The 12,574-nt window shown below is 70.9% G+C and carries 11 protein-coding genes; 5 read left to right on the top strand and 6 right to left on the bottom strand.

Going from position 1 to position 12,574, the window contains the following annotated elements:
- Nucleotides 1-42 precede the first annotated feature (42 nt).
- A complete protein-coding gene (locus ACGF3A_RS03085) occupies nt 43-1,893 on the top strand; it encodes a phosphoenolpyruvate carboxykinase (GTP) (protein ID WP_393725168.1) in 1,851 nt (616 codons plus the stop codon).
- A 33-nt stretch (nt 1,894-1,926) separates the two neighbouring features.
- Here ACGF3A_RS03085 and ACGF3A_RS03080 read toward each other — a convergent pair whose 3' ends face one another.
- Entirely contained in the window at nt 1,927-2,331 is a 405-nt protein-coding gene (locus ACGF3A_RS03080) for a hypothetical protein (protein ID WP_393725166.1), read from the bottom strand.
- 89 nt (nt 2,332-2,420) lie between these two features.
- Entirely contained in the window at nt 2,421-3,632 is a 1,212-nt protein-coding gene (locus tag ACGF3A_RS03075) for a pyridoxal phosphate-dependent aminotransferase (RefSeq protein WP_393725164.1), read from the bottom strand.
- A gap of 131 nt (nt 3,633-3,763) precedes the next feature.
- Between ACGF3A_RS03075 and ACGF3A_RS03070 the strand changes: the two genes are divergently transcribed.
- Together ACGF3A_RS03070 and ACGF3A_RS03065 are read left to right on the top strand one after the other, a co-directional pair.
- A complete protein-coding gene (locus ACGF3A_RS03070) occupies nt 3,764-5,428 on the top strand; it encodes an MFS transporter (RefSeq protein WP_393725162.1) in 1,665 nt (554 codons plus the stop codon).
- Between the two features lie 5 nt (nt 5,429-5,433).
- Nucleotides 5,434-6,078 (top strand): TetR/AcrR family transcriptional regulator, encoded by a 645-nt coding sequence (locus tag ACGF3A_RS03065; RefSeq protein ID WP_393725160.1) that lies wholly within the window; start codon nt 5,434-5,436, stop codon nt 6,076-6,078.
- A 115-nt stretch (nt 6,079-6,193) separates the two neighbouring features.
- On the opposite strand, the gene ACGF3A_RS03060 is transcribed toward ACGF3A_RS03065, so the two are convergent.
- Both ACGF3A_RS03060 and ACGF3A_RS03055 read right to left on the bottom strand, forming a co-directional pair.
- The gene (locus ACGF3A_RS03060; RefSeq protein WP_393725158.1) at nt 6,194-8,260 is read right to left on the bottom strand and encodes a thioredoxin domain-containing protein; all 2,067 of its coding nucleotides are present in this window, start codon (nt 8,258-8,260) and stop codon (nt 6,194-6,196) included.
- 253 nt (nt 8,261-8,513) lie between these two features.
- Entirely contained in the window at nt 8,514-9,347 is an 834-nt protein-coding gene (locus ACGF3A_RS03055) for an NmrA/HSCARG family protein (RefSeq protein WP_393725156.1), read from the bottom strand.
- Between the two features lie 128 nt (nt 9,348-9,475).
- Here ACGF3A_RS03055 and ACGF3A_RS03050 point away from each other — a divergent pair, with 128 nt between their 5' ends.
- Nucleotides 9,476-9,784: a hypothetical protein gene (locus ACGF3A_RS03050; protein ID WP_393725154.1), complete on the top strand. Its 309-nt coding sequence runs from the start codon at nt 9,476-9,478 to the stop codon at nt 9,782-9,784.
- A 33-nt stretch (nt 9,785-9,817) separates the two neighbouring features.
- Here the strand turns inward: ACGF3A_RS03050 and ACGF3A_RS03045 are convergent, their stop codons facing one another.
- Nucleotides 9,818-10,225, bottom strand: a complete 408-nt coding sequence (locus ACGF3A_RS03045; protein ID WP_393725152.1) for a MerR family transcriptional regulator — start codon at nt 10,223-10,225, stop codon at nt 9,818-9,820.
- Nucleotides 10,226-10,294: 69 nt separating this feature from the next.
- Between ACGF3A_RS03045 and ACGF3A_RS03040 the strand changes: the two genes are divergently transcribed.
- A complete protein-coding gene (locus tag ACGF3A_RS03040) occupies nt 10,295-11,179 on the top strand; it encodes an NAD(P)-dependent oxidoreductase (protein WP_393725150.1) in 885 nt (294 codons plus the stop codon).
- A gap of 67 nt (nt 11,180-11,246) precedes the next feature.
- Here ACGF3A_RS03040 and ACGF3A_RS03035 read toward each other — a convergent pair whose 3' ends face one another.
- A complete protein-coding gene (locus ACGF3A_RS03035) occupies nt 11,247-12,572 on the bottom strand; it encodes a cation:proton antiporter (RefSeq protein ID WP_393725148.1) in 1,326 nt (441 codons plus the stop codon).
- Between the last annotated feature and the right edge of the window lie 2 nt (nt 12,573-12,574).

Below are 12,574 nucleotides of genomic sequence, written 5' to 3'. Positions count from 1 at the left end.
CACCACAGACACACATATAACCCTCAACCGTCTGGAGCGATCGTGGCGCGCAGTTCTGCGGCTCCCTCTCCCGTTTCGACCCCTTCCACCCCCTCCACCCCGCCCACCCGTCACCGTGAGCTGATCGCCTGGGTGGACGAGATCGCCGCCCTCACCGAGCCGGACCGGATCGTGTGGTGCGACGGCTCCGAGGCGGAGTACGAGCGCCTCGCCGAGGAGCTGGTGGCCAAGGGCACGTTCAAGAAGCTCGACCCGGTCAAGCGCCCGAACTCGTACTACGCCGCCTCGGACCCCACCGACGTCGCGCGCGTCGAGGACCGCACCTTCATCTGCTCCGAGAAGGAGGCGGACGCGGGCCCGACGAACCACTGGAAGGACCCGGCGGAGATGAAGGACCTCTTCGCCGGTGAGAAGGGGATCTTCCGCGGTTCGATGCGCGGCCGGACGATGTACGTCGTGCCGTTCTGCATGGGCCCGCTGGGCTCCCCGCTCTCCGCGCTCGGCGTCGAGATCACCGATTCGGCTTACGTGGCGGTCGCGATGCGCACGATGACCCGGATGGGGCAGCCCGTCCTGGAGGAGCTGGGCGAGGACGGCTTCTTCGTCAAGGCCGTGCACAGCGTGGGCGCCCCGCTGGCCGAGGGCGAGAAGGACGTGCCCTGGCCGTGCAGTTCGACCAAGTACATCTCGCACTTCCCGGAATCCCGCGAGATCTGGTCGTACGGCTCGGGCTACGGCGGCAACGCGCTGCTCGGCAAGAAGTGCTACGCGCTGCGCATCGCCTCCGTGATGGCCCGCGACGAGGGCTGGCTCGCCGAGCACATGCTCATCCTGAAGCTGACCCCGCCGCGCGGCGAGTCCAAGTACGTGGCGGCGGCGTTCCCTTCGGCCTGCGGCAAGACCAACCTGGCGATGCTCCAGCCGACGGTCCCGGGCTGGACGGTCGAGACGATCGGCGACGACATCGCCTGGATGCGCTTCGGTGAGGACGGGCGGCTCTACGCGATCAACCCGGAGGCCGGTTTCTTCGGCGTCGCGCCGGGCACCGGCGAGGACACCAACGCCAACGCGATGAAGACCCTGTGGGGCAACTCGGTCTTCACCAACGTCGCCCTCACCGAGGACGGCGACGTGTGGTGGGAGGGCATGACCGAGGAGAAGCCCGCGCGCCTGACGGACTGGAAGGGCAACGCCTGGACGCCGGAGTCGGAGACCCCGGCCGCCCACCCGAACGCCCGCTTCACGGTGCCCGCCGGGCAGTGCCCGATCATCGCGCCCGAGTGGGAGGACCCGCGCGGCGTGCCGATCTCCGCGATCCTCTTCGGCGGACGCCGCGCCACGGCCGTACCGCTGGTGACCGAGTCCTTCGACTGGCAGCACGGCGTCTTCCTGGGCGCGAACGTGGCCTCCGAGAAGACCGCGGCGGCCGAGGGCAAGGTCGGCGAGCTGCGCCGCGACCCGTTCGCGATGCTGCCCTTCTGCGGCTACAACATGGGTGACTACTTCGCCCACTGGCTGAAGGTCGGCGCGAACGCGGACGCCGCGAAGCTGCCGAAGATCTACTACGTCAACTGGTTCAAGAAGAACGACGAGGGCAAGTTCGTCTGGCCCGGCTTCGGCGAGAACAGCCGCGTGCTGAAGTGGATCGTCGAGCGCCTGAACGGCGAGACGGAGGCCGTCGAGACCCCCATCGGCCTGCTCCCGAAGAAGGAGGACCTCTACACGGAGGGCCTCGGTCTCTCGGACGAGGAGCTGGACTTCATCCTCGCCGTCGACAAGGACGTCTGGCGCGACGAGGCGGCCCTCGTCCCCGAGCACCTCAACACCTTCGGCGAGCACACGCCGAAGGAGCTCTGGGACGAGTACCGCGCGCTGGTGAAGCGCCTGGGCTGAGCCGTCCGTCCGGACTGAGCCGTCCGGTTCGGTTTACGCGGGCACCAGCTCGCCGTGGGCGGACATCCGCTCCGCGGCGAGCTGGGCCGCGGCCTCGTCGCCACGCGAGGTCGCGACGGACAGCGCGTTCCCGGCGAGCATGCGTGCCCGCTGATGCAGCGAGGCGACATGGCCCGCGCCCCCGCGGCGAGCGGACGGCTCGGCGCGCAGCGGCGCGTGCCCGCTGAGCCGGGCGACGACGGCGGCGAGCTCGGCGGCGGCCGTGTCCAGCGAGGTGTCGGGGGTCAGCACCCGCAGCTCGTCCGTCACGGTGAGCAGCGCCGTCAGATGCCCGGCGAGCCGGATGTCCAGCTCCTCCTCGCGCGTACGCCGCGGGAGATCCCGCAGAGCGTCGTCGGCCAGGGTGTGGACCGACTTGGTGCGGATCGGTTCGTACATGGGTGGCCTCCTGGCTGTGCGTTCAGGAAGCCATCCTAACTTAGACAGAGTCTAAAGTTGTCCCGGAACAAAGATCCGGCATCCGGCTCTTACGGCTGCCCGTAGCCGTCGAGGAAGCGGCCGATCCTCGTCACGGCGTCGGTCAGCTCGGTCACGGACGGCAGATTGACGATCCGGAAGTGGTCCGGCTCCGGCCAGTTGAACCCGGTGCCGTGCACGATCATGATCTTCTCCGCGCGGAGCAGGTCGATCACCATCTGCCGGTCGTCCTTGACCTTGTAGACCTTCGGGTCGAGCCTCGGGAAGGCGTAGATCGCCCCCTTCGGCTTCACGCAGGTCACGCCGGGGATCTGGGTCAGCAGGCCGTACGCCGTGTCGCGCTGCTCGCGCAGCCGGCCGCCCGGCAGCACCAGGTCCTCGATCGTCTGACGCCCGCCGAGCGCGGCGGCCACGGCGTGCTGCGCGGGCATGTTGGCGCACAGCCGCATGTTCGCCAGGATCGTGAGGCCCTCGATGTAGCTGTCCGCGTGACCCTTCGGGCCGCAGACCGCGAGCCAGCCGCTGCGGTAACCGGCGACGCGGTAGGACTTCGAGAGCCCGTTGAAGGTGAGGGTCAGCAGGTCGGGCGCGACGACCGTGGTGGGGGTGTGCGTCGCGCCGTCGTACAGGATCTTGTCGTAGATCTCGTCGGAGCAGACGACCAGGCCGTGGCGGCGCGCGATGTCGGTGAGGCCGCGCAGCATCTCCTCGTCGTAGACCGCGCCCGTCGGATTGTTCGGATTGATGATCACCAGCGCCTTGGTGCGGTCGGTGACCTTGCGCTCGATGTCCGCGAGATCGGGCATCCAGTCGGACTGCTCGTCGCAGCGGTAGTGCACGGCCGTGCCGCCCGCGAGGGAGACGGAGGCCGTCCACAGCGGGTAGTCGGGGGCGGGGACGAGCACCTCGTCGCCGTCGTCCAGCAGGGCCTGCATGGACATCTGGATCAGCTCCGAGACCCCGTTGCCCAGGTAGATGTCCTCGACGGAGAGCTCGACGCCCTGCGTCTGGTAGTGCTGCATCACCGCGCGGCGGGCGGAGAGCAGGCCCTTCGCGTCCCCGTAGCCGTGAGCCGAGCCCACGTTGCGGAGCATGTCCTCCAGGATCTCCGGCGGGCAGTCGAAGCCGAACGCCGCGGGATTGCCGGTGTTGAGCTTCAGGATCCGGTGCCCCGCCGCCTCCAGCCGCATCGCCTCCTCCAGGACCGGGCCCCGGATCTCGTAACAGACATTGGCGAGCTTCGTCGACTGGATCACCTGCATATCGCCACCTTACGGGCGGGTATCGCGCCACGCCCCGTGTTTTCCCTCACCCCGTCCACAGCTCACAGGGGGATATTGACAGTGACTCCCTTTTGAGAGTTACTGTCACTATGACGGTGACGGAGCAAGCGATGAAGCAGGGGCAGGACCCCCGGCGCTGGTGGGCGCTGGGCGCGCTCGGGGCGAGCATGCTCGTCCTCGGCTTCGACCTCACGATCCTGAACGTGGCGCTGCCGGAGATGGCCGACCAACTCCGCGCGGACACCCGCGACATGCAGTGGATCGTCGATGCGTACGTGGTGGTGTTCGCGGCGACGATGCTCCCGGCGGGCCTCCTCGGCGACCGCTTCGGGCGCCGCAGGATGCTCCTCGCCGGGCTCGGCGTCTTCTTCGTCGGCTCGCTGCTGGGGACCCTCACGCACAGCCCGGAGTGGGTCATCGTCGCCCGCGCGGGCATGGGGCTCGGGGCGGCGCTGATCTCCCCGCTGGTCCTCGCCGTGCTGCCGTCCCTCTTCCCCGACCCGAAGGAGCGCGCCAAGGCGATCGGCGTCGTCACCGCCTCCGTGGCCGGGGGCATGCCGCTCGGCCCGATCGTCGGCGGCTGGCTCCTGGACCACTACTGGTGGGGCTCGATCTTCCTGATCAACGTGCCGCTGGCCGCCCTCGGCATGGCCGCCTGCCTGCTGCTCCTCCCCGAGACCCGCGACCCGGCCTCGCCCCGCGTGGACCCGCTGAGCACCCTGCTGAGCGTGCTGGGGCTGAGCGTCCTGGTCTTCGCGATCATCGAGGGGCCGGAGCGCGGCTGGAGCGACCCGGTGGTCCTCGTCTGCTTCCCGCTCGCCGTCCTGCTGCTGACGGGGCTGGTGCTCAGGGAGCGGGCGCGGGGGCGGAAGCACACGCGCCCGATGCTCGACCTCGGCCTGCTGCGGCACCCGGGATTCCGCTGGAACTGCGCGGTGGTCACTCTCGTCACGCTGGTGCTGTCGGGGCTGCTGTTCATCGTTCCGCAGTACCTCCAGGCGGTGCTGGGGAACGACGCGTTCGGGACGGGGCTGCGGCTGCTCCCCCTGATGGCCGGGATCGTGGTGGCGGCCCGCGCCGCGGGCCCGCTGGTGGGCAGGCTCGGCACCCGGCTGGTGGTGAGCTCCGGGCTGGTGGTGCTGGCGTTCGCCGCGTTCCTCGGCGCCCGCACGGACCCGGGGAGCGGGTACGCACTGGCGGCCACCTGGCTGACGCTCACCGGGATCGGCACCGGCCTCGCGATGGTGCCCGCGATGGACGGGGCGGTGGACGCGCTGCCGCCCGCCCGGACCGGCAGCGGCTCGGGCCTGCTGATGACGGTGCGCCAGGTGGGCACGGCCCTCGGCATCGCACTGCTCGGCAGCCTGCTGTCGGGGACGTACACCTCGCGGCTCGGCCTGGAGGACAGCGGCCTCCCGGCGGCGGCGCGGGACGCGGCGGGCGACTCGGTCGTCGCCGCCCATCTGGTCGCCGAGCAGAGCGGCTCGCGGCGGCTGGCCGGAGCGGCGGACGCGGCGTTCATCGGCGGGATGAACCAGGTGCTGGCGATATGCGGAATCCTCGCCCTCGTCACCGCCTGCATAGCCGCCACGCTGCTGCCCGACAGGAGGCCGAAGGGAGGGGACGGGACGGAGCCGGAGGATGCGGGGACGGAACCGGAGGAAGCGGGGACGGAGCCGGAGGAAGACGGGACGGAGGAGGGGACGCGTGCCGGGAATTCGCAAGACAGCTCCGGCCGGGGCATGGCCCAGTCCGAGCCGGATGCCCGACAATAAGATCCATGGCCCCCGCACCTACAGAATCCGCTACGCCTGTCCCCCCGGCCCCCGCTGCGAAGCTCGGGCTGCGCGAGCGGAAGAAGCTCCAGACCCGTCAGGCCATCCGGCACACCGCCTACCGCCTCTTCGACGAGCAGGGGTACGACGCGACCCCTGTCGACCAGATCGCGGAGGAGGCCGAGGTCTCCCCCAGCACCGTCTTCCGCTATTTCCCCACCAAGGAAGACATCGTGCTCAACGACGAGTACGACCCGATGATCGAGGAGACCCTGCGCGCCCGGCCCACGAGCGAGTCCCCGGTCATCGCGCTCCGCGAGACGCTCAGCGAGTCGCTGGCCAGGGTCTTCGACGCGGACGCCGCCGAGACCTGGCAGCGGATCCGGCTGATCCGCGAGGTGCCCGCGCTGCGCGCCCGGATGAGCGAGCAGTCGGCCGAGACCACCCGCATGCTCGCCAGAGCACTCGCCGAGCGCGCGGACAGACCCGTCGACGACCTGGAGGTGCGCATCGTGACGGGCGCGATGCTCGGGGCCCTGACGGAGGCGATGTTCAGCTGGATCGACGACGGCGGCTCCAAGACCCTCACGGACCTGGAGAAGCTCGTCGCCCGCGCGCTGAACGTACTGGAGCGCGGCCTCACCCTCTGACTCCCCGCCGAACCATGGCTGCCCTCGTCTCAGGGCTGGGCAGGGGCCGCGGCACAGGGCAACCACGATCCGCCGGACACCCCCTGGAGGGAGCTCGGCGGAGGGGAGGGCGGCGTTACACGGCGCGGAGCAGACTCTCCAGGACCGCCGCGTCCACGGTGGGCGCGTCGCAGACGAAGCCCCGGCACACATAGGCGGCGGCCCGCCCGTCCACCAGGTCCCGCCCCCGCAGCAGCGGTACGTCCGACTCCCCCGACTGCCCCGGCGCGCCCAGCGCCACCACGGCGCCCGGCGCGGTCGAGAGCAGCGCCGTGCGATGCAGCTCGCCCGTCCCCGGCTTCGCCGGGTCCCCGACGATCGCGACCTCACGCGGCCCGTCGAGCAGCGCCTCGCCCACGGAGAGCCCCCAGCCGACGAACCGGGGCACCCGGCCCGCGAGTTCGCGCACGATGCCGAGGGCACGCTCGGCCGCCTCGCGGTGCCGGGCGCTGCCGGTGTAGGCGGCGTACGAGAGCAGGGCGCCGGTCGCGGCGCTCCAGCCGGAGGGCACCGCGTTGTCCGTCGGGTCCTGGGGGCGGCGGATGAGCGGCTCCGCGTCGTCCGCCGTGTCGAACAGCGTGCCGTCCTCACCCACGAACCGCGTCAGCACCGTCTCCAGCAACGCCCCCGCCCGGTCGAGCCATTCGCGCCCGCCGGTGACCGCGTAGAGGGTGAGATACCCCTCGGCCGCGTCGCCGTAGTCCTCCAGCACACCCGCGCTGGCACCCGCCACGCCGTCCCGCGAGGTCCGCACGAGCCGCGCGGACCCCTCCGAGGAGGCGTCCGTATGCACGGAGGCGAGGAGCCCGGCGGCGGCAGCGGCGGCGGCCACGAGGTCGGGGCGCTCGAAGTAGGCGCCGGTCTCGGCGAGCGCGGCGACCGCGAGACCGTTCCATGCCGTGACGGCCTTCTCGTCACGCTCGGGGCGGGGACGCGGCTCACGCGCGGCCAGCAGCCGTTCGCGTACGGACGCGAAGCGCGCGGCGTCCACGAGCTCGCCGTCCGGGTCGGGGCCGTCCAGGTCGGGAAGGCGCAGCACCGAGGCGCCGCGCTCGAAGGTCCCCTCCTCGGTGACACCGAAGCGGCGCGCGGCCCAGGCCCCGTCCTCCTCGCCGAGCACCTCGGTGAGCTGCCCGGGCGTCCACACGTAATAGACGCCCTCGTGCGCGGCCCCGCTCCCGTCATCGCTGTCCGCGTCGAGCGCGGAGGCGAACCCGCCCTGCTCCGTGCCCAGTTCGTGCACCATGAACTCGGCGGTCTCCAGCGCGACCCGCCGCGCGAGCTCCGAGCCGGTGGCCCGCCACAGGTGCGCGTAGACGCGGCAGAGCAGCGCGTTGTCGTAGAGCATCTTCTCGAAGTGCGGGACGGTCCACTCCGCGTCGACCGAGTAGCGCGCGAAGCCGCCGCCCAACTGGTCGTAGATCCCGCCGCGCGCCATCGCCTCGCACGTGGCCTCCACCATCTGCAGCGCTCCCTGCGAGCCGGTGCGCGCGTGGTGCCGCAGCAGGAACTCCAGCACCATCGACGGCGGGAACTTCGGCGCCCCGCCGAACCCGCCCCGCACCGCGTCGAAGTCCCGCGTCAGCCCCAGCAGCGCCGCGCCCATCTCCTCCGCGCCGGGCACCCGCGGCGCGTCGTACCGCAGCCCGCGCCCGGCCAGATCACGAGTGATCCGCGCCGCCACATCGGCGACCTCCTCCCGCCGGTCCTCCCAAGCGGCCCGCACCCCCTCCAGCACCTGCCGGAAGGACGGCATCCCGTGCCGGGGCGCGGGCGGGAAGTACGTACCGAAGTAGAAGGGCTCCGCGTCCGGCGTGAGAAACACGGTCATGGGCCACCCACCCTGCCCCGTCGCCGCCTGCACCGCCTCCATGTACACGGCATCGACATCGGGCCGCTCCTCGCGGTCCACCTTGACGCAGACGAAGTGCGCGTTGAGAAAGCCCGCCGTCTCCTCGTCCTCGAAGCTCTCGTGCGCCATCACATGACACCAGTGACACGCGGCGTACCCGACGCTGAGCAGCACGGGTACGTCCCGCCGCCGCGCCTCCTCGAAGGCGTCCAGCTCCCAGGGCCACCAGTCGACGGGGTTGTCAGCGTGCTGGAGCAGATAGGGCGACTGGGAGTCAGCCAGGCGATTCATAGCGGCATCGTCGCACGGCCCGGATCCCCCAGCACAAGCGCCAGGGAGGTCGCCGAGGACTCCGCGCCGAACGCCCTCGAAGCCGACACCGACCACGGTCACCAGTCCACCAGATTGTCCGCGTGCTGGAGCAGACAGGGCGGCTGGGAGTTGGCCAGGCGGTGCATGCCCGGGATCGGGGCGTTTCTTGTGCCGGGGCCCCAGCGCAGCCGTGGCGAGCTCGGCTGGGCTGGGACGGCGGGGCGGGTGGTGGTCAGGAGGCCGGGGTGAGGCGGTGGGTGAGGAACTGTTCCAGGGTCATCAGGCCCGGGTGCTGGCGGCGTAGGTGCGGGATGTCCGCCTGGTAGCCGTCCTCGGCGAACCACTCGAACATACGGTCTTCGATGGGCTGCGGTTCGAGGCGGCTCGGGGTGCCGGTGACGCGTTCGTAGACGGCGGCGACCTCGGTGAACGTGATCTCGTCACCGGCGAGTTCGATCTGCTCGCCGATGAACTCGCCGGGGTTGTCGAAGGCGTCGGCGGCGAAGTGGCCGATGTCGTCGGAGGCGATCAGCTGGATGGGCTTGTCCGGCTTGACCGGCAGCTCCATCACGCGCTCGCCCTCGGCGTCCGCGTAGCCGAGCAGGTTGTTCATGAAGAACACCGGGCGCAGGACGGTGGCCGGGATGCCGAGTGCGGCGATGTGCCGCTCGATCTCGGCCTTGGTCTCGAAGTGGTCGATGCCGGTGTCTCGTTCGGCTCCGCCCACCGAGCTGTACACGAGGTGTGCGATGCCGCTCGCCTTGGCCATGTCGGCCACGGCCTTGCCCTGGCGGACCTCGGCGGCGAGGGACTCCGGGTCCCAACCCAGCGGCTGCACGCTGTAGACGCCGTGCACGCCGGTCATGGCGCGGCGCAGGGACTCGGCGTCGTCCATGTCGCCCTGTACGAGTGCGGCGCCCCTGGCCTTGAGTTCGTGGGCCTCGGGCTTGTCGGGGTCGCGGACCAGGGCGTGTACGGTCCAGCCTCGGGAGAGCAGTTCGCGGGCGGTGGCGCCGCCCTGGTTCCCGGTGGCGCCGAGGACGAGGACGGTCTTGTTCTCACTCAACGTGGTGCTCCTTGGTAGCCGTTGCTAGCCGTTGAGGAGAGCCTTGAATATGAAGTGGGGTTTAAGTCAAGGCGATATGGCAGTTGGGTCGGCCGGACTGCCCTGACCACTGAGTTCGGAGTTCCTGGATGACAACCGAGGGCCGTGACCTCACCGCCGTCTGCCAGGCGGCGGAGAGCGGATATGTGCTGCGCGTCATGCGCGAGGGCAGCTCCGAGCCACTCGCTGAGAAGGACCTGTCGCACTGGCCGGACTGGCCGGTCTTCCCACCGGACGCCGCCGCCGCGGCAGGGTGCGAGCTCGTCATGCTCGGCTACATGATCTGGCCCGACACCGTCACCCCTGATTCCCTGATCGGATGGCACCGCGTCCCGGGCGAGCGGGCGTGGACGGCTCACGTCGCAAGCCCCAGTCAGCTGAGGGCGGCCGGGCTCTGAGGCTGTTGAAGCTGTTGAGGCTGTTGAAGCTGTTCAGAGGGGGGCGGGCTCCCGGTCGGCCTGGTCGAAGGGGGGATAGCTCTCGCCGCCCAGCCGGTCGGCCGCGTCGATGTAGTCGGCGAGCGCGTCGCGGGACTGGGCGAGCCTGGCCATCTGGTCGTCCAGTCGCCGCAGCCGGGACCGCATCGCGTCCAGCAGTTCGGGGCACCCCGGCAGCCGCGGGACCTCGCCGACCACGCAGGGCACCACGTACGCGATGTCCTCGGAGGACAGACCGGCGGCGAGCAGGTGCCGGATCTGTCCGACCCGCAGCACGGCGCTCTCGTCGTAGTTGCGGTAACCGTTCGCGCCGCGTTCCGCTTCCAGCAGGCCCTGGGCCTCGTAGTAGCGCAGTTGATGGGCGTTGACGCCCGTCCGACGGCTCAGCTCGCCGATCCGCATCGCGACCTCGCTTGACCTTGCTTGACCTTGCTTGCCCTTCATACCGGTATCAACGTTGACGATGCTGCCATGAGCGACAAGAGAGAAGCACCCGTTACCGTCGTCGGACTCGGCCTGATGGGCCAGGCGCTCGCCCGCGCGTTCCTCAGGGCCGGGCACCCCACGACCGTGTGGAACCGGACAGCCGCGAAGGCCGACCAGCTGGTGGCCGAGGGCGCGCGGCTGGCGCCGACGCTCGCCGAGGCCCTGAAGGCGAGTCCTCTGACGGTCGTCTGCGTCACCGACTACCCGGCCGTGCATGAACTGCTTGGTGTGGATGGTGTTCCGCTGGACGGCACGACGCTGGTCAACCTCACCTCGGGCGACTCGGCCCAGGCGCGGGAGGCTGCCCGTTGGGCCGAGCGGCGCGGCGCCCGTTATCTGGACGGCGCCATCATGGCCGTACCGCCCGCGATCGGGACCGCCGACGCGGTGATTCTGTGCAGCGGGCCGCAGGAGGACTTCGAGGCGCACAAGCCCGCGCTCGACGCGCTCGGCACCGCCACCTGCCTCGGTGCGGACCACGGACTGGCGTCGCTGTACGACGTGGCGGGCCTGGCCATGATGTGGAGTGTCCTGAACGCCTGGCTCCAGGGCACCGCCCTGCTCAGGACGGCCGGGGTCGACGCGGCGACGTACGCGCCGTTCGCGCGGCAGATGGCCGCCGCCGTGGCCGAATGGCTGCCGGGGCACGCCGAGCAGATCGACAGCGGTGCCTTCCCGGCCGATGTGGCGTCCCTGGAGACCCACGCCCGGTCGATGGAGCACCTGATCGAGGAGAGCGAGGCGGTGGGGGTCAACGCCGAGCTGCCGAAGCTGTTCAAGGCGATGGCCGACCGCTCGATCGCCGCCGGGCACGGCGGGGAGGAGTACGCCGTGCTGATCGACGAGTTCGGCAAGCCCCACCACGGCTGACCGAGCTCCACGCCGGGCACCACCTCCCGGCACGCACGCGGTGCGGCGGGCCGGGACCGGCGGGCGGTCAGGCGTCGACCGAGCCGTCGGGCGCCGACGGGGACATGGCGCCCGCGTACTCCCGTTCCCGTTCGATCTCCTGGGAGGTGTGGGCCATGCGGCCCGTCACGCGGCGCAGGATGGGCGGTGCGGTGATGGAGGTGACCACGGCCACCAGGACGACGACGGTGTACGAGGCGGTGTTGAGCACGCCGCTGCTCAGGCCCACCGAGGCGAGAACGATCTCCACCACGCCCCGCGCGTTGAGCCCCGCCCCGATGGCCACGGCTTCGTCGTGGCCGAGCTTTCCGGCTCTGGCTCCGGCGTAGCCGCCGATCAGCTTGGCCGCCATGGCGACGAGGACCGTGATCAGGGCGCCCGCGAGGACGGGGGGCTTCGCCAGCGCGGCCAGGTCGACCTGGAGTCCGGCGCTGACGAGGAACACCGGGGCCAGCACGGCCATCACGAAGGGCCGGATCGCGGCGAGGAACCGCCGGGCCTCCGGGCCCACTGTGCCGATGACGATGCCGCACAGGAAGGCGCCGAGGATCGGCTCCAGCCTCAGCGCGTGGGTGCCCGCGGCGGCCAGCAGGATCAGCAGGACCACGACCGCCACGCCGACGTCGTCGCGGCGCTCGGAACGCATGGCTCCGCGCAGCACCCTGGCGAGGACGGGACGTGCCAGGAACACGGTCAGCACGAGGACGAGCAGCAGACAGCCCACCGACTCGAACACGACCTGGGCGCGGAATCCCAGCGTCGCCATGGAGGAGACGATGGAGAGCAGCAGCCACCCGATGATGTCGCTGACGGCTGCCGCGCCGATGATGACCTGCCCGACGTCGCGGTGCATCAGTCTCATGTCCAGCAGGATCTTCGCGATGACGGGCAGCGCGCTGATCGCGATGGCCACGCCCATGAACAGGGCGAAGACCGGCCGTTCGGCGCGGTCGCCCAGCAGGGAGGTCGGGAGCAGGAAGCCCAGGGCGATCCCGACGGCCAGGGGGAAGAGGATGCTTCCCGCGCTCACCCAGGTGATGGCGGTTCTCCTGCGCTGGAAGAGCCGCAGGTCCATGTGGGCTCCGGTCATGCCGACCAGCAGCAGCACGCCCAGTTGCGAGACCGCGGCCAGCAGGTGGGACTGGCCGGGGTCCCGGGGCAGCAGCCAGTCGGTCACGGACGGCGCGATCCCGCCCAGCACGGACGGGCCGATGAGTACGCCCGCGACCAGCTCCCCCACGACCACGGGCATCTTCAGCCGCACCGCGAGCCGCCCGAAGGCGAGGGCCAGGATCAGCAGCAGACTGATCTGTAACAGGAAGACCAGCATCTGATGGTGGCCTATGGGTGACACGT

Origin of the sequence: Streptomyces sp. NPDC048172, assembly GCF_043202595.1 — a bacterium.
GTDB lineage: Bacteria > Actinomycetota > Actinomycetes > Streptomycetales > Streptomycetaceae > Streptomyces.
The sequence above is the reverse complement of the archived record's forward strand: the minus strand, read 5'-3'. Positions and strand labels throughout refer to the sequence as shown.